General features: G+C 69.3%; 17 protein-coding genes. 10 read left to right on the forward strand and 7 right to left on the reverse strand.

From position 1 onward, the window contains the following. Window positions 1–20: 20 nt before the first annotated feature. The 4 genes from kduD (at window position 21) to BW730_RS14990 (ending at window position 2,649) form a co-directional block, all read left to right on the forward strand. Window positions 21–788 carry a 2-dehydro-3-deoxy-D-gluconate 5-dehydrogenase KduD gene (gene kduD, locus BW730_RS14975; RefSeq protein ID WP_077686963.1) on the forward strand — a complete coding sequence of 256 codons (768 nt, stop codon included), beginning with the start codon at window positions 21–23 and terminating at the stop codon, window positions 786–788. A gap of 29 nt (window positions 789–817) precedes the next feature. Further along, window positions 818–1,645, forward strand: coding sequence for a 5-dehydro-4-deoxy-D-glucuronate isomerase (kduI, locus tag BW730_RS14980; RefSeq protein WP_077686964.1), 828 nt, complete (start codon window positions 818–820; stop codon window positions 1,643–1,645). Between the two features lie 110 nt (window positions 1,646–1,755). Beyond that, window positions 1,756–2,322: a DUF4291 domain-containing protein gene (locus tag BW730_RS14985; protein ID WP_077686965.1), complete on the forward strand. Its 567-nt coding sequence runs from the start codon at window positions 1,756–1,758 to the stop codon at window positions 2,320–2,322. Window positions 2,323–2,460: 138 nt separating this feature from the next. Next, window positions 2,461–2,649 carry a YegP family protein gene (locus BW730_RS14990; protein ID WP_077686966.1) on the forward strand — a complete coding sequence of 63 codons (189 nt, stop codon included), beginning with the start codon at window positions 2,461–2,463 and terminating at the stop codon, window positions 2,647–2,649. Between the two features lie 661 nt (window positions 2,650–3,310). Here the strand turns inward: BW730_RS14990 and BW730_RS14995 are convergent. Both BW730_RS14995 and BW730_RS15000 read right to left on the reverse strand, forming a co-directional pair. Then, window positions 3,311–5,458: a YhgE/Pip domain-containing protein gene (locus tag BW730_RS14995; protein ID WP_077686967.1), complete on the reverse strand. Its 2,148-nt coding sequence runs from the start codon at window positions 5,456–5,458 to the stop codon at window positions 3,311–3,313. Beyond that, on the reverse strand, window positions 5,448–6,134 hold the full coding sequence (locus BW730_RS15000; RefSeq protein ID WP_158522689.1) for an ATP-binding cassette domain-containing protein: 687 nt from the start codon (window positions 6,132–6,134) through the stop codon (window positions 5,448–5,450). The genes BW730_RS14995 and BW730_RS15000 overlap by 11 nt, the downstream gene beginning before the upstream one ends. A gap of 54 nt (window positions 6,135–6,188) precedes the next feature. Between BW730_RS15000 and BW730_RS15005 the strand changes: the two genes are divergently transcribed. Then, on the forward strand, window positions 6,189–6,791 hold the full coding sequence (locus BW730_RS15005; RefSeq protein WP_158522690.1) for a TetR/AcrR family transcriptional regulator: 603 nt from the start codon (window positions 6,189–6,191) through the stop codon (window positions 6,789–6,791). On the opposite strand, the gene BW730_RS15010 is transcribed toward BW730_RS15005, so the two are convergent. Beyond that, on the reverse strand, window positions 6,744–7,319 hold the full coding sequence (locus tag BW730_RS15010; RefSeq protein WP_077686970.1) for a putative immunity protein: 576 nt from the start codon (window positions 7,317–7,319) through the stop codon (window positions 6,744–6,746). The two genes, BW730_RS15005 and BW730_RS15010, sit on opposite strands and share 48 nt — an antisense overlap. A gap of 76 nt (window positions 7,320–7,395) precedes the next feature. On the opposite strand from BW730_RS15010, the gene BW730_RS15015 reads away from it, so the two are divergent. Beyond that, complete coding sequence (locus BW730_RS15015) at window positions 7,396–9,558, forward strand: ATP-dependent DNA ligase (protein ID WP_077686971.1); 2,163 nt, start codon at window positions 7,396–7,398, stop codon at window positions 9,556–9,558. A 731-nt stretch (window positions 9,559–10,289) separates the two neighbouring features. On the opposite strand, the gene BW730_RS15020 is transcribed toward BW730_RS15015, so the two are convergent. After that, a complete protein-coding gene (locus BW730_RS15020; protein ID WP_077686972.1) occupies window positions 10,290–10,694 on the reverse strand; it encodes an NINE protein in 405 nt (134 codons plus the stop codon). Window positions 10,695–10,778: 84 nt separating this feature from the next. On the opposite strand from BW730_RS15020, the gene BW730_RS15025 reads away from it, so the two are divergent. Then, a complete protein-coding gene (locus BW730_RS15025; protein ID WP_077686973.1) occupies window positions 10,779–11,504 on the forward strand; it encodes an FMN-binding negative transcriptional regulator in 726 nt (241 codons plus the stop codon). A 598-nt stretch (window positions 11,505–12,102) separates the two neighbouring features. Here the strand turns inward: BW730_RS15025 and murJ are convergent. Genes murJ through BW730_RS15045 form a run of 3 tightly spaced genes read right to left on the reverse strand, consistent with a single transcriptional unit; the run spans window position 12,103 to window position 17,650 of the window. Next, a complete protein-coding gene (murJ, locus tag BW730_RS15035) occupies window positions 12,103–15,771 on the reverse strand; it encodes a murein biosynthesis integral membrane protein MurJ (RefSeq protein WP_077686975.1) in 3,669 nt (1,222 codons plus the stop codon). Continuing rightward, window positions 15,768–17,183, reverse strand: a complete 1,416-nt coding sequence (locus tag BW730_RS15040) for a DUF6049 family protein (protein WP_077686976.1) — start codon at window positions 17,181–17,183, stop codon at window positions 15,768–15,770. The genes murJ and BW730_RS15040 overlap by 4 nt, the downstream gene beginning before the upstream one ends. Before the next feature lie 20 nt (window positions 17,184–17,203). After that, on the reverse strand, window positions 17,204–17,650 hold the full coding sequence (locus BW730_RS15045; protein ID WP_145952910.1) for a hypothetical protein: 447 nt from the start codon (window positions 17,648–17,650) through the stop codon (window positions 17,204–17,206). A gap of 124 nt (window positions 17,651–17,774) precedes the next feature. Between BW730_RS15045 and efeU the strand changes: the two genes are divergently transcribed. Genes efeU through efeB form a run of 3 tightly spaced genes read left to right on the forward strand, consistent with a single transcriptional unit; the run spans window position 17,775 to window position 21,036 of the window. Further along, window positions 17,775–18,626 (forward strand): iron uptake transporter permease EfeU, encoded by an 852-nt coding sequence (efeU, locus tag BW730_RS15050; protein ID WP_077686978.1) that lies wholly within the window; start codon window positions 17,775–17,777, stop codon window positions 18,624–18,626. Next, the gene (efeO, locus tag BW730_RS15055; RefSeq protein ID WP_077686979.1) at window positions 18,623–19,777 is read left to right on the forward strand and encodes an iron uptake system protein EfeO; all 1,155 of its coding nucleotides are present in this window, start codon (window positions 18,623–18,625) and stop codon (window positions 19,775–19,777) included. The genes efeU and efeO overlap by 4 nt, the downstream gene beginning before the upstream one ends. Next, the gene (gene efeB, locus BW730_RS15060) at window positions 19,774–21,036 is read left to right on the forward strand and encodes an iron uptake transporter deferrochelatase/peroxidase subunit (protein ID WP_145952911.1); all 1,263 of its coding nucleotides are present in this window, start codon (window positions 19,774–19,776) and stop codon (window positions 21,034–21,036) included. The genes efeO and efeB overlap by 4 nt, the downstream gene beginning before the upstream one ends. Window positions 21,037–21,041: the final 5 nt, after the last annotated feature.

The raw sequence follows: 21,041 nt of genomic DNA on the forward strand, positions 1-21,041 counted from the left end.
AAGAGAGAGTGGAGCAGGAGATGGGAATCCTCGAACAGTTCAGCCTGGAGGGTCGCACCGCGCTTGTCACGGGGTCGAGCAAGGGCATCGGCCGCGCGGCCGCCGTCGCGCTGGCCTCGGCGGGCGCGGACGTGGCGCTGCTCAACCGCGGCGACGCGAGCGCGACCGCCGCCGAGATCCGCGCGCTTGGCCGCCGGGCCGTTGAGATCACCAGGGACCTGGCCGAGGCCACCCCGGGCGAGTTGGCCTCTGACGTGGATCGGGCCGTCTCTGAACTGGGCCGCCTCGACGTCCTCGTCAACAATGCGGGAACCATCCACCGGGCGCCCGCTGTCGACTACCCGGCCGACGCGTGGGACACGGTGCTGCGCGTCAACCTCGACGCGCTGTTCCACCTGTCGCAGGCGGCAGGCAGGCACATGGTCGAGCGGGGCAGCGGCCGGATCATCTCGATCGCCTCGATGCTGTCGTTCCAGGGCGGCATCCTGGTGCCCGCCTACACCGCGTCCAAGCACGCCGTCGCTGGCGTGACCCGTGCGCTCGCCAACGAGTGGGCCGCCTCCGGCGTCACCGTCAATGCCATCGCCCCCGGCTACATCGACACCGACAACACAGAGGCGCTGCGCGCCGACCCCGAGCGGGAGGCGTCGATCCGCGGCCGCATCCCGGCCGGGCGCTGGGGTCGCCCCGACGACCTGACCGGCGCGCTCGTCTTCCTCGCCTCGCCCGCCGCCGCTTACGTCACGGGGGCGATCCTCCCCGTCGACGGCGGTTGGCTCGTCCGCTGACCACCAACAACCCATCGGAGATAATCACCATGGAACAGCGTTACGCCACCCACCCGTCGCAGATCCCCGGCATGGATACCGCCGACCTGCGGGCCACCTACCTGGTCGAGGAGGTGTTCGTGCCCGGCGAGATCCGCCTGACCTTCACCCACCACGACCGGATCGTGCTGGGCGGCGCGGTTCCCGACGGCGGCACGCTCGACCTGCCCGGCTACGCCGAGATCCGCAGCGACACCTTCCTCGAGCGCCGCGAACTCGGCATCGTCAACGTCGGCGGCCCCGGCAGCGTGACGGCCGACGGGCAGCGATACGACCTGGTGCCGGGCGCCTGCCTCTACCTGGGCCGCGGAATCGCGTCCGTCGCATTCTCCGACGAGCCGGGCGCCGGGGCGCAGTTCTACCTGTTCTCCGCACCCGCCCACACCACCTACCCGTCCGTGCTGGTCAACCCCGACGAGGGCAACGTCCTCGAACTCGGCGACCAGAAGACGTCGAACCGGCGCACCCTGACGCAGTACATCCACGCCAACGGCGTGCAGTCCTGCCAGGTCGTGATGGGCGTCACCCGCCTGCACGAGGGCTCGATGTGGAACACCATGCCCGCCCACACCCACGACCGACCCACCGAGTGCTACCTGTACTTCGACGTCGCCGACGACGCCCGCGTGGTGCACCTGATGGGCGAGCGCGAGGAGACCAGGCACCTGATGGTCGCCGACCGGCAGGCCGTGATCTCGCCCAGTTGGTCGCTGCACTCCGGCGTCGGCACCGCGTCGTACGCGTTCGTGTGGGCGATGGCGGGCGAGAACCAGGCCTTCGATGACATGGATCCGGCCCCGGTGACGGATCTGCGCTGAACCTCCTGAGGGGGATGCGCGGGCGGCCTGACGGTCGCCCCCGCCCCGCGTCCCGGGCATAGTCCCTTGGTACGCCCTCCTCGGCTGGCTCCGTTGGATACCGTGGTGCCATGGTGCCCACCCGACAGATCCGTGCCGACTACGACGGGGACACGATCACCGTCTACCAGGCCTACCGGCCGGAGATCGCCGCGCGCGCCGTCGAGGCGGGCACCTTCGTCGCGCCGTTCTCGATGGACAGGATGACCTGGATCAAGCCGTCCTTCCTGTGGATGATGTACCGCTGCGGCTGGGCGCAGAAGTCGGGACAGGAGCGGGTGCTCGCCGTGCGCATCCGTCGCACGGGATTCGAGGCGGCCCTCGCGCAGGCGTGCCTGAGCGCGTTCGACCCGGAGCACCACGAATCCCAGGAGGCGTGGCGGGCCGAGTTGGCGTCCTCGCCGGTGCGGATCCAGTGGGACCCCGAGCGCACCATCAGCGGGGCGCCCCTGTCGCACCGATCGCTGCAGATCGGCCTCACGGGGCCCGCGGTTCGTCGCTACGTCGACGAGTGGGTCGTCGGCCTCGACGACATCACCGAGTCGCTGCCCGACATCCGATCGGGTAAGTCTCCGCTGCCCGTCGAGCGCCCGTATCCGCTCCCGGATCCGGTGGCCCGCCACATCGGCACCACCTGAGGACGCGCGTCGTCGGCACCGGCGATGCTCATCCGGTCGCACCGATCCCCGTCAAGTTCGCCCGGGCACGGGACCCTCGCCCTATGGTGTGCCTGGGAGCAGAGCCGCTCCCGGCAAGAGCGAGCGAAGGGGCACGCCATGGCAGGCAAGTTCGAGGTCTACGAGGACAAGGGCGGCAAGTGGCGCTTCCGCCTGAAGGCGTCCAACGGCGAGGTCATCGCGACCAGCCAGGGCTACTCGTCGAAGGCGAGCGCGAAGAACGGCGTCGACTCCGTGCGTAGGCACGCCGCCGAGGCCGACATCGTGGAGGTCCCCAAGGAGGACTGAGCCGCTGGTTGAGCCATGAGACGGCGCGGAGCGTCGTTTCATCGGTCGAAACCTCTGGCACCGGTGCTGGGTTTCGCTGGTTGAGCCAGCCGCGGCGACGCAGTCGCCTGCCGCTGCGTCGAAACCCCCTGGCGCCCGGTGCGGGGTCTGCTTGTCGGGTGCGGTGGGTTTCGACCGATGAAGTCCGCTGGCGCGTTCTTCATGGCTCAACCAGCGTGTCGTTGGTTGAGCCAGCCGCGGCGACGCAGTCCCTTGCTGCTGCGTCGAAACCCCCTGGCGCCCGGTGCGGGGATTTGCTGGTTGAGCCAGCCGCGGCGACGTAGTCGTCTGCTGCTGTGTCGAAACCCTCTGGCGCCCGGTGCGGGGTCTGCTTGTGGGTGCGGGTGGGGTTTCGACCGATGAAGTCCGCTGGCGCGTCCTTCAAGGCTCAACCAGCGTGTCGTTGGTTGAGCCAGCCGCGGCGACGTAGTCGTCTGCTGCTGTGTCGAAACCCCTGGCGCCCGGTGCCGGGTCTGCCTGTCGGTGTGCGGTGGGTTTCGACCGATGAAGTCCGCTGGCGCGTCCTTCATGGCTCAACCAGCGCGTCCCATGGAGTCCGCTGACGCGTCGGCTCAACCAACGCGACCGATGAAGTCCGCTGGCGCGTCCTTCAACCAGCGGGTCACAGCGGTGGGTGGAGGTCCTTGACGGTGAACCTGCGCTTGCGGTGGACCACGAGCACCAGCAGCGCCATGCAGGAGAAGAACAGCGTCGCCAGCAGTGCCAGGTCGCGGACGAACTTGCTCATCAGCCCGCCCGAGATCGCGATCCGGAACGCGTCGATCGAGTAACTCATCGGGACGAAGTGGCCGATCGCCGCGAAGAAAGGCGGCAGCAACTCCGGAGGATAGGTGCCCCCCGCGGCGGTCAACTGCAGGATCAGGAGCACCAGCATCGCGGCGGTCGCCACGAAGCCGAGCCAGGTTCTCATCAGGTGCGCGACCGCGGAGAACGCGAGCGAGACCACCGTCACGAGCAGGATCATCAGCCACGGATGCACCGGGTCGAGGCCGAGGCCGATCCAGGCTGCGGCGAGCATCAACCAGCCCGCGATCACCGAGATGAACCCGAGCGGCGCCCACGCCGTCAGGCCGATCCGCAGGTCGCTGCCCCGCGCAGCCAGCACCCGGCCCGTGATCGGCCGGACGATGAAGAACGCGGAGATGCCGAGCACCCACAGCGCGATCGAGAAGAACATCGGCGCGAGGCCGCGGCCGTAGACGTGCGCCGGGTTGTCGACGGTCATCGTCACGTCGACAGGGGCAGACAGCACGCTGACAGCGTCGGCCTCCTGGTCCTCGGTCAGGGCGGGGATCTGCGCGGCGCCGTCGGCCAGCTTGGTCGACAGTTCGTGGGCGCCGTCGGAGAGTTTCGCGAGCCCGTCGTCGAGCGAGACGGCCCCCTCAGAGAGCGTGTGCAGCCCTGTCGCGAGGGTTCCCGCGCCGTCGGAGAGTTGGTCGGCGCCCGACTTCAGGTCGCCGAGGCCCGACCTCAGCGACGTGGCGCCGCTGAGCGCCGTCGACGTGCCGCCCGCCAGGTCGGAGGCACCGGAGGCGACCTGCTGGGCGCCGCTGTTGAGCGCGTCGACCTTGGCCTTGGCGTCCTTGGCCTTGGTGGACAGGTCGCCGGTGTTGCGGATGGTGTCGTCGGCCTTCGCGACCGCGTCGGCGATGGTCGTCGCATGCTTTGCGACGTCGCCGGTGATGGAGGCGAGGTTGGTGGTGTGTGCCTGCAGCCGCTTGAACGCGGGGTCGTCGGCGAGTTCGGGGTGCTGCGCCACGAGGTCGTCGACGGCGTCGGAGATGGCTGCGCTGTTGCCCGCGGTCGTGCCGCTTCCCTGCGCGGTCAGGCTGGTCAGGTCGGCGGCGGCGTCCGCTGCCTTCGTGACGTCGGCCTGGACTCCCGGCAGCTTCTCGGCCGCGACCGTGAGCACGGGGTCAAGGGTGTCGGCCAACTGCTGGGTGCCTCCCGCGACCTGTCGTGAGCCGTCCTTGAGCTTCGACGCGCCGTCGTCGAGCTTGGTGAGCCCGTCGGCCAGTTGGCCCGCCCCGTCGGCGGCGGTGCCCGCGCCGGTGGCGAGTTTCGCGGCGCCGGTGTTCAGCTCGTCAGCGCCCGCGGCGGCGTCGGAGGCGCCCTGCCGGAGCTTGCCGCTGCCCTCGTGCGCGTCGGTGAGGCCGGTGTCGAGCTGAGCCGCGCCGTCCGCGGCGGAGACCATGCCCTCCCGGATCGTCTTGAGGTTGGCGAAGACCGCCTCGAAGTAGCTACTGACGGCGGTCTCGTCGATGGCCTTCGCGATCGAGTTCTGCGCCGAGTTGGTGATGGTGCCGATCACGAAGCCGTTTGCGTCGTTGCGGCGCAGCATGATCTTGGCGCGCGTCGGGTCGTCGCCCTGGCCGCTGACCAGGTTGGTGGAGAAGTCCTTCGGCACGGTGATGACGAGGTAGTAGCGGCCGTCCTTCAGGCCTGCGTCGGCGTCGGCGGCGTCGGTGTTCTGGAAGTCGAAGGTGCCGGTGCGGTGCAGGCTGTCGACGAAGTCCTGGCCCGCGTGCACGTCCTTGTCGTTGACCTTGGTTGGCACGTCCTCGTTGACGACGGCGACCGGCACCTGGTCGAGGCGACCGTAGGGATCCCAGTTGCCCGCCAGGTAGATGCAGCCGTACAGCAGCGGGATCAGCAGGATGAACACCAGCGCCAGCCGCGGCAGCGGCCCCTTGAAACGCTTGAGTTCGAAGCGGGCGAGGGTGAGTGGGTTGCGTGAGCTATCGGGCATGCGGGGTATCCATCTCGATCGAGAGCACCGACAGGGGGATGGCGGTGCGTTCGGACGTGGAGGCGATGATGCTGACGCCCTCGTCGGAGAGCCTCAGCAGTCCCTCCCAGAGGTCGCCCTGTTCAAGGGTGGTGGTCTCACGGTCGATGTCGTCGAGCACGATCAGCGGCGCGGGCCGGATCGTGGCGAGCGAGATCGCGGCCCTCACCTGGTCGGCGGGGGACAGGTCTCCGTAGAGCGTCGTGAGGGGAACGTCGAGGCCGAGCAGGGTGGACGTGTGCAGGTAGTTGGCCATCCTTGAGCGGGCGGATGCTGCGTCCGCGAGCGTGCGCTCGGTGATGCAGTCCTCAAGGGAGAGCGAGTCCTCCGGTTCGACGAGGTCGTCAATCCGGGCGACCGACGTGATCTTGCGCACCCGGCCGGGGTGACGCAGCGCGTCGTTACCGTCGACGCTCAGTTCGCCAGTGACCCCGCGCATCCGACCCGTCAAGGCCAGCAGCAGGGCGGACTTGCCGACGCCCGCCTTCCCGGTGACGGCCACGACGGCGCCGCGTGGCACCTCGGTGGTGACTCCGTCGAAGACGACGCCATGGCCGGTCTCGAGGCGTAGGTTCTTGGCGACGAGCACCGGATCCGGCGTCTCGTCGTCCTGCAAGGCATGATGCGGCGTATCCACAAAGAGGAGTCTACTCATAAATGAGTGCACTCTGAAATGGGCTATAGTGCTGCCATGACCACGGTTCCCATCCTCGGCCGACGCGACCGCAACAAGGCGGCCAAGCGCGCCGCCATCTCGCGAGCCGCGACGGAGCTGTTCACGCAACAGGGTTACGCCGCCACCACGACGCAGCAGGTCGCCCGGGCGGCCGACATCGCGGAGGGCACGCTCTTCCGTTACGCCGGCAGCAAGCCCGAGTTGCTCCTGATGGTCATCAACGAGCACCTGCGCCCCCTTGTCGACGGCGTCGCGGACCCCTCAGGCGCCGCCGTCGAGGACGAGATCCTGCACCTGCTGAGCCCGATCATCGATCTCGCGGAGAGCCAGCCTGAGAACGCGGCCCCCTTCCTGCGCGAGGTCCTCTTCGGCGAGGACGGCCCGCAGCGTCGGGAGGCGCTGGGGTTGGTCGACCAGGTCGTCAGCCGGATCGCGGCGCTGCTGCGCCCCTACGAGGACCGCCTCGAGGGGATGGAACCGGCGGAGGCGGCCAGGTGGGTGTTCTCCGCGCTCGTCAGCGAGTTGCTGCAGGACGTCGTCGGCAGGGGCACCCCCGACAGGCAGGCCGCGTTACGCGCCCGTGTCCGCGTCCTGCTCCGTGGGCTCGGCGCCGCCTGAGCCGCGCAACTGCGCATCCAGGCGCCTGACGACGGCCCCCACGCGCCCTCCCTTCGGCGGCGCGGGCGGCAGTCGACGCAGCACCTCGCGCACCACGTCGTCGGCGAGCGAGTCGACCCAGTCAATGCCGTCCTGGGCGTCGAGATCGTCCAGTTCGAGCGCGCACACCGCGTGCCCGCCCGCGCCGAGGATGTGCTTGACCTGATGCTCCTCGGCGAACGGGTGCAGGAACGCCGACGCCCCGGCCGACGACGCGGAGAAGGCCGCGTGACCGGCCCGCGCGTGATCCTCCGCGGTCGCCTCGCGGCCCGCCCGCCAGGCGTCCATCGCGACGCGCCGCAGGCCCGTCTCACGCGGGCCGCCGTCGGCGAACCGGTGCCCGGCGAGGATCGCCAGGGCTGGCCTCGGGTCGTCGGGGAATGCCTCAGCGAACAGCGGCAGGACGCGCTCGGCGCAGCGCAACGCGAAGTCGCTCACCGCCCGGATCTCGGCAAGGCTGAGCTCGATCGGTGGATGCTTGGTCCCCATGCGCCCACCATGCCATGCGGCGATTCGACGCGCGTAAGCGGTGCGCGCAACGCCTGTGGCGTTTAGGTTTGACCCCATGGCGGATGTGATCCTCGAGGTGCCCGGCCCTGAGCCGAGGTCGGTCAAGCTCAGCAGCCCTGACAAGGTGCTCTGGCCGATCGACGGCGACCCCGTCACCAAACGTGACCTCGCCGACTACCTGCTGGCGGTCGCCGAGCCGTTCCTGTTCCTCAACGGCGACCGGCCCATGACGCTGCAGCGCTTCCCCGACGGCGTCGAGGGCGAGGAGTTCTTCTCCAAGCGTCCGCCGCCCGGCGCGCCCAGCTACCTCAAGGCGGTGATGTGCACCTATCCGTCGCGGCGCCGTCACGAGCAACTCGTCTTCGACGAGCCGGCCGAACTGGCCTGGGCGGCGCAGATGGGCACCATCACGTTCCACCCGTGGCCGGTGCGCACCTCCAACTTGGACAACCCCGACGAGTTCCGCATCGACCTCGACCCGCAGCCCGGCCGCGACTTCGGCGACGCCGTCACCGCCGCCCTCGAACTGCGCACGGTGATGGCCGAGAGCGGGTTGACGGCCTACGCCAAGACCTCCGGCAACCGCGGCGTCCATGTGTACGCCCGGATCGCGCCGACGCACGAGTTCCAAGACGTCCGACACGGCGTCATCGCGATCGCGCGGGAACTTGAGCGGCGGATGCCGGAACTCGTCACCACGTCGTGGTGGAAGGAGGAGCGCGGCGAGAAGGTCTTCGTCGACTTCAACCAGGCCAACCGGGATCGCACCATCGCGGGCGCCTACTCGCCCCGGCCGCTGGCGTGGGCGCCGGTGTCGACCCCGCTGAGCTGGGACGAACTGGTCGACGCCGACCCGCGCGACCTCACCGTCCGCACCGTGCCCGCCCTGCTGAAGCGCCGCGGCTGCCCCTGGTCGGACATCGACGAGCACGTCGGCGACGTCTCCGGGGCCCTTGCGATGTGGCAGGCCGACCTCGACAACGGGCTAGGCGAACTCAACTTTCCCCCGGACTATCCCAAGATGCCGGGCGAGCCGCCCCGCGTCCCGCCGAGCAAGCGCAAGACAGACCGCGCCGACGAGGACTACATGGCGCCGAAGGCCGAGCGGGACGCCGAGTGGGGCACCGCCGTCGTGCCGCCGTTCGGGCCGATGCTCGCTAAGCCAGTCAAGAAGCTTCCCAAGGGGGAGTACCTGTTCGAGCCGAAGTGGGACGGCTTCCGGTCGCTGATCTGGCGCTCGGGGGACATGGTCGAGATCGGGTCGCGCAACTCGCGTCCCATGACCCGCTACTTCCCGGAACTGGTCGAGGCGATCATCGCGAACTTCCCCGACCACAGCGTCATCGACGGCGAGATCATCATGATCGACCCCGAGTCGGGGGACCGGCTCAACTTCGACGCCCTGCAGCAGCGGATCCATCCGGCGGCGTCGCGGATCAAGAAGCTCAGCGCCTCGATGCCCGCCAGTTTCGTGGCGTTCGACCTGCTCGCGCTCGGCACCGACAACTATGCGGAGCGGCCGTTCCGGGAGCGTCGGGAGGCGCTCGAGAAGGCGCTCGCGAACGCCGAGCCGCCCATCTTCCTGACGCAGGGCACCTACGACGAGGCACTCGCGATGGAGTGGTTCGAGCAGTTCGAGGGGGCTGGGCTCGACGGGGTGATCGCCAAGCCGCTGGACGAGCCGTACGCCGAGGACAAGCGGGTGATGTACAAGCTCAAGCACGAGCGCACGGCGGACTGCGTGGTGGCCGGGTACCGGCTGTACAAGGACGAGTCGGACGCGATCGGGTCGCTGCTGCTGGGGCTCTACACGGCTGACGGCGTGCTGAACTCGGTCGGCGTGATCGGGGCCTTCCCGATGGCGCGCCGGAAGGAACTGTTCGAGGAGTTGCAGCCGCTGGTGACCGGCTTCGATGGCCATCCGTGGGCTTGGGCGAAGCCGGAGGAGTCGCTGCCGGACAACCGGGACCAGTCGATCCCGCGGACCCCGACGTCGGCGGCGCACTCGCGGTGGAACGCGAAGAAGGACCTGTCGTTCACGCCGCTGCGGCCCGAGCGGGTCGTCGAGGTGCGCTACGAGCACATGGAGGGCGACCGGTTCCGACACACGGCCCAGTTCCTGCGCTGGCGCGAGGATCGCGACCCGGAGTCGTGCACGTACGAGCAGTTGGAGGAGCCGGTCAGCTACGACCTGTCGAAGGTCCTCGGCGCTGGTTGAGCCAGCCGTTGGTTGAGCCAGCCCGCCGACGAAGTCGCGCGGTGCGTCGAAACCTGCTGGACCCTTCGCGCAGACTGGCACTTCGTTGGCTGAGCTAGTCGAAGCCTCCGGTCGCCGAGCGCGACCTGCCTGTGGTTGCGGACCCTTCGACACGGGCGCGGGGCGCCCTGCTCAGGGAACGGCTGCCGAGTCAGTCCGACGAGCGACCTAAGATCGCGCGGAGGCTAGAACCAGTTGCCTTGAACGTCACGAGGGCTTCGACCGATGCGGTCCGCTGGCCCGTCCCGCATGGCTCACCCAGCGGTGGTCGCGCGGTGCGATGCGCTGGTTGAGCCAGCCCGCCGACGAAGTCGCGCGGTGCGTCGAAACCTACTGGACCCTTCGCGCTGACTGGCACTTCGTTGGCTGAGCTTGTCGAAGCCTCCGATCGCCGAGCGCGACCTGCCTGTGGTTGCGGACCTATCGACACGGGCGCGGGGCGCCCTGCTCAGGGAACGGCTGCCGAGTCAGTCCGACGAGCGACCAAAGATCGCGGAGGCTAGAACCAGTTGCCTTGAACGTCACGAGGGCTTCGAACGATGCGCGCTGGTTGAGCCAGCCCGCCGACGTAGTCGCGCGGTGCGTCGAAACCCTCGCGACAGGCGCGGGGACTTGACCCAGCAGTTGCAGAACGTCACGAAGGCTTCGACCGATGCGGGCCGCTGGCGCGTCCGCATGGCTCACCCAGCGGGTCAGCGCAGCGGGCGACCCTCCGCGTCGGGCTGCTTGCGGGTCGCGATCAGGATGACGTCGATCAGCCACCAGATGCCGAAGCCGCCGCCGGTGATCAGTTTCAGGATGCCGAGGCCCGTCTGGCCCAGGTAGAAACGATCGATGCCGAAGCAGCCGAGCAGGATGCTGAGGACCAGCGCGACGGACCAGTCGCGGCTCGAGTACAGCCCCGGCAGTTGGGCAGCGGGGAAGTAGTTGCCGCCAGCGGCGTCGCGGATCATGCTGTCGGGGCGAAGGGTGCCCGTCACCGCCATGTGGGCGAGCCCCTGAACCGGGTAAGGGCCGTGCTCTTGGCCGTATCCTCCGGCGACGTAGAACATCGAGGGAACCGGAACCGATGCATACCCGTACATGCCATAGCTCATGTGCCAAGACTAGGGGGCGGGCCGAGGCGTGCGCGTCCCACCCTGGGCAGATCTTCCCCTGAGAGCACGGCCTAGAGTTGGACCGTGACCAAGGACATCGCCAGCTACGTGTACTGCCCAGCGAGCCAGCGCGTCGACGAGGCCCAGTCGCGCGACCTGCTCGAGGCGTGCGGGGCCGCACTCTGGATCACGAGCGGAGACGGCGCACCCTCGGCGACCCTGTTGCCGACGATGTGGCGCGGTGACCTGCTGATCGCCCACGCGTCCGACCACAACGAACAGTTCGCCATCATCGAGGGCGAGGTGCCGTGCCGCGTGCTCGTGCAGGGTTCCGACGCCTACATCAGCCCCCGGTGGTACCAGAGCGTTCAGCCGGCCTCCGAGGGCGGCGCGGCGCGCGGTCGCGCGGAGGGCCGCGGCGTGGGGACGTGGAACTACAAGCAGGTGCAGATCGCAGGCGTGTTGACCGTGCACAGGGACCGGGAACGGCTTCGCCGCGAGGTGAGCGAGTTGGGTGCGCTGCACGACGAACTCCGGTTCGGGGAGGGCTGCCCAGCCGACGCGCATCGGGGGCCGTGGACGGCGTCCGAACTGCCCGGTGACTATTTCGACGCGATGCTGCGCGGGATCGTCGGCCTGGAGTTGCGGATCACGGACGTGGTCGGCCGGTTCAAGCTGTCCCAGAACCGCACCGAGGTCGACAGGGAGGGCGCGATCACGGGCTTGGGGGAACGCGGTCGCCCGCGGGACCTGGCGGTCGCCGAGGCGATGCGGACGGCGACGCCGCTGTACGACCCGACGACCGACTGACGCCGATCGACGCACGCGCGACGCCCGCTGGGTGAGCCATGCGGGGCGCGTCAGCGGCCCGCATCGGTCGAAGCCCCGTGAGGATTCCGCGATCCTGGGCCAGTCATGCGCGCATGGGCCAGTGGGTTTCGACGCACCGCGCGACGTCGTCGGCGGGCTGGCTCAACCACCGCGACACGGCCCGCGACTTCGTCGGCCGGTGGCTCAACCAGCGCGACACTCCGCTCGGCCTCGTCGGGCTGGCCCAAGAACCGTTCCCTGAGCAGGGCGCCCGGCGCCCGTGTCGAAGGGTCCGAAACCACCAGATCGCCAGGCCATTCGGAGGCTTCGACAAGTTCAGCCAACGGTGCGACGGTCTGCGCGTAGCCGTCAGGCGCGGGTGCCTGGGACTGGGGGGCGACGCACCGCGCGACCACCGCTGGGTGAGCCATGCGGGGCGCGTCAGCGGCCTGCATCGGTCGAAGCCTCGTGAGCTTCATCGGCTACTTGGCCAGGTCTCCGCACCCGTCACGAGGGTTTCGACGCACCGCGCGACTTCGTCGGCGGGCTGGCTCAACCAGCGTTTGGCGGGCTGGTTCAACCAGCGTTCAACCGGCGCTCAGGAGACCTTGATCTCGTTGATCTCGCCGATGTAGCGGTCGCCGACCTTCGGGAGCTTCGTCAAGTACACCATCACGTACCGAGTCTCCACAGGCTTGTCGAGCTTCATCGTCACGGTGCCCTTCGCCGCGGCGTCTGCGGCGACGATCGACCAGTCGGCCTCCGTCCGCATCGACGGCTCCTCGCCCTTCGGCACGCGCAGTTCGACGCTCGTCGCGCCGCCCGTCATCAGCAGTTCGACGCTGCTCACCTTGCGCACCTCGCCAAGGTCGAGGATGAGGCCGACGCCGGGCTTCAGCCCGCCCAGGTTCGGCCGGTTCTTGTACGACATCGTCTTCCACGACGTCTTCGGATCGCCGTCGAACACGTTCTTTGTGAGTTCGGGGAACTCCTCGCTATTGCCGCCGTCCGTGTCGGGATCGAAGTCCTTCGCGCCGACGATCGTGATCGCCGCCGGAGCAGACGGGCTCTGCTCCGCCGTCACGCTCGGGCTGCCAGTCGGGGAGGGCCCCGCCGCGTTGTCCTTGGCGCTGTTGACCCCCACGATGATCAGCGAGACCACCAGTGCGACCACGGCGAGCGCGATCAGCAGCCACAGGACCCGGCGCGACCGGCCGGTCGGCTCCTCGTGCACGAGCGGATCGGGCGACTGTTGACGCACCGGCGAGCCCTTCGCGGGGGCCGCGAGGCTGAGCTGACCCGAATGCTCGTCCACCGACGTCGGCGGAACGGGCGCGTCGCGCAGCGAGTCCCACGCCCTGACGCGCTGCTCAAGGTCGGCCGACGCGTCCGCGGTGCCGAGCACCTGGTTGAGGGCCGTCACCAACTGGGCCGCGGTCGTGATGCGGCGCTCCGACATCGCGCCGCGCTGCGTCAACGTCGTCGAGCAGACGCGGTCCAGCGCGGGCGAGATGCCCGCTTGGACGCTGTGTGGAGCGGCGGTCTCGCCCGCCACGATGGGCGCCGCGGGCAGGCCGAAGTCGCTGCCGCCCGGCCAATGCCGCACCAGCGTGGCGTACAGCAGGTTGCCGAGGCCGACGACGTCCGAACGTTCCCGCACGGCCCAGGCGTTGCTCTCCAGAGCGTCGCCCGCGAGCGTCGCCTCCGTGCCGAAGCCGACCAGTCGGACGGCACCGGAGGAGGTGATGATCACGTTGTCTGGGTTCAACTGCTCGTGGAAGAGCCCCTGGCCGTGCACCGCGACCAGCGCGTCGGCGAGTTCGCGAACGATGAAGGCGGCCTCGATGGCGCTCAGCGGGCCCTTGGCGAGCAGTTCGGTCAGCGAGCGGCCATTGGCGTACTCGGCCACCACGTAGGCGCCTATGCCCTGCGTCGGGTCGGTCACCTCGTCTGCGTCCAGGACGCGCAGGAAGCGCGAGTCGGTGGCGACCGCACCCTTGCGGGCGGCCGTCATCAACTCGGAGATCCGCTCGTCGCCAGGGGCGATCACGTGGACGATGACGTCGCGCGACAGCACCTGGTCGTGAGCCCGCCACGACTCGGTGCCGTGGCGCTGCGCCAGCAGTTCGATCAGCTCGTAGCGGGTGTTCAGCAGCGTGCCGACCGTCGCGATGTGGCTGGGGTGCACCCGGCGCGGGCTGCTCGACTCGCGGAAGACCTCTGAGATCTCGATGGGGCCGGTCGGCAGGTCCGCGAAGTTCTCAGCGGTCGACTCCTCGTCGAGCCCGTCGGTCGACTCCTCCTGGTCGTCGTCGAGCGACGGGGCGGGGGCGCTCGAGCCTGGGCGTCGGAAGATCGCGTCGTGCACGTCCGCGACGTCTGGGTCGACGGCGGCCATCGGCTGGGTCGCGGGGGCCTCGGGCGCCGCAGGGGCTGTGACGGCGGGAGGCGTGCCGAAGGTGTGCCTGCTGATCGGTGGGCGGTTCCGCACGATCGTGACGGGGCCGATGTCGTCGAAGTCGTCGTCGGCCATCGAGGGGGAGTCGTCGACGAAGGCGGGCAGCATGATGGTGGCCTGGTCGTCGGTGATGTCAGGCCCGGTCACCGATGCCGCCGACGCCTTGCCCTTACCGAAGCGGCTGCGCACCAGTTCGCCGAGGTTGCCGAGTTCGCGGACCTTGAGCAGCTTCCCGACGATCAGGTAGGAGCCGAGGATCAGCAGGCCGCCGACCACGCACGCCACGATGTCTCCGACCAGCCGGACGCCGATCAGGTCCGTGACCCAGCCCGACACGAAGTAGGCCGCCACGCCGCCGACGGCCGAGCCGATCAGCAGCCGGATCAGGTGCAGCAGGATCTTGCCGCCGCCGAGGCCGGGCAGCCGGCGCGCGAGCAACTGCCAGGACACGAGCACGCCCACGAGGTAGGCCAGCGAGTAGGCCAGCCCGAGCGCAGGCGCGACCCAATCCGTCGAGGTGGTCAGCGCGACCAGCCCGATCGCGGCGAGCATGTTCACACCCGCGATGAGGATCTGCAGGAAGAACGGCGTGCGGGTGTCCTCCAGCGCGTAGTAGGTGCGCAGGCACACGAACTGGATCGTGAAGGGGATCAGGCCTACCGCGAACGCCATCAGCGTCCACGCGATCAGGATCGCGTCGCTGCCCCTCGGGCCGATCCCGAACAGGATCGCCGAGATCGGGCCGGCGAGCGCCAGGAAGGTGACGGCGGCCGGGACGATGACGATCAGCGCGAGGCGGGTCGTCTTGGTGAACTCGGCGACCACACCGGCCTTGTCGCCGGAGGAGGCGAGCCTCGACGCGTTGGGAAGCATCGCGGTGGCGAGCGAGACCGTGATCAGCGAGTGCGGCAGGATCCACAGCAGGTGCGCGTTGTTGTAGACGTTCAGGCCGGCGCCGTGACCCGTTAAGGCGGTCGCGGAGGTTGCGAGTCGCTGCACCACGATCAGCGTCAACTGGTTGACGCCGACGAAGCCGAGCGTCCACCCGGCCAGCTTGAACGTCTTGCCGAGCCCTGTGTGCAGCAGGTCGAAGCGGGGGCGGATCTTGAAGCCCGCCTTGCGGACGTAGGGGATCAACACCGCGGTCTGGACGGCGATGCCGAGCGTCGAGCCGGCGCCGAGCATCCAGATCTGCCCGGAGGTGAAGGCGAGCGAGGTGTCGACGTCGTTGCCCCAGATGACCAGGTACAGCGCGAGCACCGCGATGGACACCACGTTGTTGGCGATGGGGGCCCACATCATGGGGCCGAACTTGTCGCGCGCGTTGAGGACCTGCCCGAGCAGGAAGAATGCCCCGTAGAAGAAGATCTGCGGCAGCGTCAGGTAGGCCAGCGCCACGAGCGAGGCGTACTGCGAGGACAGTTCGGGCGCGCGCCAACTGCTCGACGAGTAGATCGACGTGATCACGGGCGCCGCGATGGTCACCCCGACCGCCACCACGCCGACGATCAGCATGAACGCCGTCATGATGCGGTTGGTGTACGCCTCGCCACCGTCGGGGTCCTTCTTGATGGCGCGCACGATCTGCGGCACGAGCACGGTGTTGAGGGCGCCGCCCGCGAAGAGAATGTAGATGGAGTTGGGGACGGTGTTGGCCAGTTCGAACATGTCGGCCTGGCGGGTGCCGGTGCCGAGGATGTAGACGATCAGCACCACGCGCAGCATGCCGAGGACACGGGAGACCAGCGTCCCGGACGCCATGATGGCGCTCGCCGAGACGAGCTTCTTCGTGCTGCTGACCTGACTCACTCGCTTACCTCCGCGGAGGCCTTGGCCCGTTCCCGGCGCACCGCGCGGATTCTCCACGCGGTTCCTCCTAGGAGTACTGCACCCGAGACGAGGATGATGATCCAGCCGACGCGCCCAAAGTCGGTCGCAGTGATCTCGATAGTTACGGGTTTCCCGACTGCGACGCCACCGGTCGTGACGACCTGCCCCCTGACGAGGGCGACACCGTTCGCGGTCGCCTCCGGGGTGACGTCGAGCGTGATGGACTCGCCAGGCTCGACCGTCACCGGCTTCACGCTCGGCACCCGGATGCGCTGCGGGGAGTCGGACTGGAAGGTGACGCCGACGGTGACGGGGACGCTCAGGTCGTTTGTCAGCGTCGCAGGGAAGGTGTTGGTGCGTGAGCCCATCACGAACGACGCGGCGGCGCGCAGTTTGACCTTCTTCAGGTCGAGGTCGGGCGGGGAGCCAGCCGTGGCGTAGGCGACGGCCTGCCGCTGGTCGGAGAATCCGGACGACCACGACGTGGCGCCGAGCACCGCGAGGTTGATCGACGAGGGACCGTCGGTCAGGTCGTCCAGGAGCGCGGCGTCCTTCGACGCCTGCGTGAGGGTGTCGGCGAGGTCCGGCCACGGCTCGGAGGAGGTCGTGTCGGGCCAGGTCAGCGCCTCGGACGGCTTCGCCGACGGCGCGACGTGTTCGCGCCAAGTGCCGAGGTCGGCGTCGGCGTCGGCCGCCTGGACCGAGTCGATGAGGTACAGCGGCGGGCGCACCGCGAGGAACTCGCGGGTGATGCGTTCGGGCAGCGAACCCCCATCGGGTCGCGCGGTGGCGCCGATGGGACGCGCGCCCAGCAGTTGTGGGGTCCCGGACGTCGCGCCGCTCATGCCAACGACCACGACAGTGTCGAGATCGGAGAGGTGATCGACCAGGTCAGGCGAGGCGCCGTCGCGCAGGATCGCGACGGAGCCGACCTCTGGCAGGACCCCGCTACCCGCCTCGGCGCTCCAGTCCATGACGGTGTCGAGTTGGCCGCTGAGCGCGGCGCGTGTCAGGTCGGGGTCGCCGAAGGGGAGCCTCCAGAGGCGCCCCTGCTCGGCGAGCGCGTCGACCCGCTGTATCCAGCGCAGCGCGACCCCGTTGCCTCCGACGGAGGCCCCGTCGACGGTGTGGGTGCCGGAGAGGCGCGTGACGGCCTCGTACAGGGCTGGGTCGATGGCCGACTGCACGCCGGGACGTTCCGCGCTCGTCAGCAGCGGGTCGAGCCGGTCCTCGAGATCGGCGGCCAGCGACGAGTCGGTGAATGAGCCGTCCGGTAGCCAACTGGGCGTCGCGGACAGCACCACGAGGGCGGATGAGCGCACCGGTTGGGTCGTCGCCGTGATCGCGAACGTGTCGCTGCCGACGATCGCGCGGGACTGGCCGTCCGGCACGCCGCGGACCTGCGCGCCGATCAGGTAGGCGGCGCCGTCCTGCCGCAGGGGTCGCGGCCCTGGGTGAGTTGCGCGATCGTGACCTTGACGCTGAACTCGGCCCGCTCACCCGGCCCGAACGGCACGTCCTTGGGGAACTGGTACAGCGAGGCCTCGTCGGTGATGCGCGAGCCGATCGGCAGGTTCTGCTCCAACTCGTCGAGGCGGCCCTCGGAGCGGATCGGGGTGGGTAGCCGCCAGAAGTGCACGACGGCGCCCTCGATCGCCACCGTCGAGGTGTTGGTGATGGTCCCCCGCAGTTCGACGACCTGCTGCGGATCGGAGAGGTTGAGCACCGGGGTCGACACCGACGTGATGCGCACGTCGAGGTAGTCGCCCTCCGCGGACGCGGTCGTCGGCGTCACCAGAAATCCGACGACGAGCAGCAGCGTCGCCATCAGGGCGCGCAGCATTCGTCGTGGACTCACCGTCTCATCGTAGACGGCCCCCGAACCCGCCGGGTTGATGGGCACTGTGGCTCCGGAGTTGACGCGACCCCCCTCGCGGGTTTTTAGTTAGGTTGACCTCACCAAAACACTTTAAGGCAAACAGATGTTGGCTAATTTTCTGATCGGGCTCCGGGAGGGGCTCGAGGCCGCGCTGATCGTCAGCATCCTGGTGGCCTATCTGGTCAAGTCGGAGCGCCGTTCCGACCTCCGCTACATCTGGACAGGCGTCGGGATCGCCGTCGGCATCTCGCTCGTCTTCGGAGCCGTGCTCACCTACGGCCCCAAGGGGCTCACGTTCGAGGCGCAGGAGTTGATCGGCGGCACCCTGTCCATCGTGGCCGTCGCGTTCGTGACCTGGATGATCCTCTGGATGGCGACCGCGGCCAAGGGCCTCAGCCGCACCCTGCGGGGGAGCCTCGACGAGGCGACCAGGCCGTGGTCGCTCGTGGTGGTTGCGCTGCTCGCGGTCGGCAGGGAGGGCTTGGAGACGGCCCTGTTCATCTGGGCCGCTACCCAGGCGGCCGCCCGCGACACCGGCGCCACCCTGCAACCGCTTCTGGGCGCACTGCTCGGCATCGTGGTCGCCATCGTCCTCGGCTACCTGATGTACCGGGGAGCGCTGCGGATCAACCTCAGCGTCTTCTTCACCTGGACCGGCGCCTTCCTGATCCTGGTCGCGGCAGGCGTGCTCGCCTACGGCATCCACGATCTGCAGGAGGCGCGCTTCCTGCCCGGCCTGCACACCATCGCCTTCGACGTCAGCCACGTCATCTCGCTCGACAGCGTGGTCGGCTCGCTGCTCAAGGGCATCTTCAACTTCTCCCCCGTCACCACCGTGCTCGAGGCGATCGCCTGGGTGAGCTACGTGGTCGTCGTCGGGACCCTCTTCGTTCTGCGTAACCGCGCCGCGCACCGCCCGGCCGCGACCCCCGTTCCCCAAGGAGCCGCCTCATGATCCGATCCCTCGTCGCCCCGGTGCTGGCCGCCGGCCTGCTGCTGACGACCGCCTGCACCGACAACACCGCCGCCTCGGGCGACGCCCGCACCATGAGCGTCAAGGCGAGTGACACCGCGTGTGAGGTGTCGAGCGTCGAGGCGCCGTCGGGCACCCTCACGTTCAAGGTCACCAACGAGGGCTCGAAGATCAACGAGTTCTACCTGCTCGGCGAGGACGGCCTGCGGATCGTCGCCGAGGTCGAGAACATCGGCCCCGGCCTGACCCGCGACCTGGTGCTCTCCGCCCCGGCGGGTACCTACTTCACGGCCTGCAAGCCGGGCATGGTCGGCGAGGGCATCCGTGGTGACTTCACCGTCACCGACTCGGGCGAGGACGTCGGCCCGAAGGGTGAGGATGCAGAGTTGGTCGCCGAGGCGGACAAGCAGTACGCCTCCTACGTGCGCGACCAGGTCGACCAGCTCGTCACCAAGACCGAACAGTTCGCAACTCTCGTCAAGGAACGCAAGGACGACGAGGCCCGCGCCATGTACGCCGATGCGCGGGTGCACTGGGAGCGCGTCGAGACCGTCGCCGAGAGCTTCGGCGACCTTGACCCGCAGATGGACGCCCGCGAGGCCGACCTCGAGGCGGGCGACGAGTTCACCGGCTGGCACCGCCTCGAGAAGGACCTGTGGCCCGCCCGCGCGGAGGGCTACACGGCCATGACCGATGCCGAGCGCGCGACGGTCGCCGACAAGTTGGTCGCCGACACCGCCACGCTGTACGACCGCACCCGCGACATGACGTTCACCGCCTCCGACATCGCCAACGGCGCGAAGGGCCTGCTCGACGAGGTCGCCACCGGAAAGGTGACCGGCGAGGAGGAGTACTGGTCGCGCACCGACCTGTGGGACTTCCAGGCCAACGTCGACGGCGCGAAGGTCGCATGGGAGGGCCTGCGTCCGCTGCTGCAGCGCAAGGATTCGGCGCTCGACGGCCAGATCGAGAAGGCGTTCGCTTCGCTGCAGGCGCTGCTCGACAAGCACCGCGACGGCGAGGGTTTCGTGACCTACGACAAGCTCTCCGAGGACGACATCAAGCAGCTCGCCGACGCGGTCAACACGCTGTCCGAGCCGCTGTCGAAGATGGCCGGGGCGATCCTGTCGTGAGCGGGCTGAGCCGTCGTGGACTCTTCGGGGCCGCGGGCGCCGGGACCGCGGCGGCCGGCGCCCTCGCGCTGTCGATGGCGGCGGGCAAGCCCGCTGAGAAGGAGCCCCACGCCTCCGACGCCTACCCCTACTACGGGGCGCACCAGGGCGGCATCGTCACGCCGGCTCAGGACCGGATGCACTTCGCGGCCTTCGACGTCGCGGACGGGATCGACCGGGAGGCGCTGATCGGGCTGCTGACCGACTGGACAGATGCCGCGGCGCGCATGACGCAGGGCGGCTCCGCGGGCGAACTCGACGCCATGTCCGGCAACTACGACTCACCGCCCGAGGACACCGGCGAGGCCTACGACCTGCCGCCGTCCGGCCTGACGATCACGTTCGGCTTCGGCCCGTCGCTGTTCGTGGACGGCTCGGGCGCCGACCGGTTCGGGATCGCGACCCGCAGGCCCGCGGCCTTGGAGCGGTTGCCGCACTTCGTCGCCGACAACCTCAACCCGTCGCTGTCCGACGGCGACCTCTGCATCCAGGCCTGCGCGCACGACCCGCAGGTCGCAGTGCACGCCGTCCGGAACCTGACGCGCATCGCGTTCGGTCGCGCGGTGCTGAAGTGGTCGCAGCTTGGCTTCGGACGCACGTCGTCGACCAGCGTCGACCAGGTCACCGCCAGGAACCTGTTCGGGTTCAAGGACGGAACGATGGGCCTGCGCGGCGAGCAGAAGGCGATGATCGACGAGCACGTCTGGGTTCCCGACGGGGCCGATCCGGCCGCCGAGTGGCTGGAGGGCGGGTCGTACCTGGTGGCGCGCAAGATCAAGATGCAGATCGAGACGTGGGACCGTGCCCCGATGCGGGAGCAGGAGAACATCGTCGGTCGCACCAAGCGGGAGGGCGCCCCGCTGTCGGGAGGCGTCGAGTTCGACCAGCCCGACTTCGCGCTCGAGGGCCGCGGCGGGGTCCCGATCATGGACGTCGACTCGCACGTCACGCTCGCGCACCCCGACCACAACGACGGCGTCCACATGCTGCGGCGCGGCTACAACTACGTCGACGGCAACGACGACCTCGGTCGCCTGTCCGCGGGCCTGTTCTTCATCGCCTTCGTCACCGACCCCCGCACCCACTACATCCCGATGCAGTCGCGGATGAGTCGCAACGACCTGATGATGGAGTACCTCCAGCACATCGGCTCCGGCCTGTGGGCCGTCCCGCCCGGCGTCGCCGAGGGCGAGTTCGTCGGCCAGGCCCTGTTCGCGTAGCGCTG

It is taken from the genome of Tessaracoccus aquimaris (assembly GCF_001997345.1).
GTDB classification, from domain to species: domain Bacteria; phylum Actinomycetota; class Actinomycetes; order Propionibacteriales; family Propionibacteriaceae; genus Arachnia; species Arachnia aquimaris.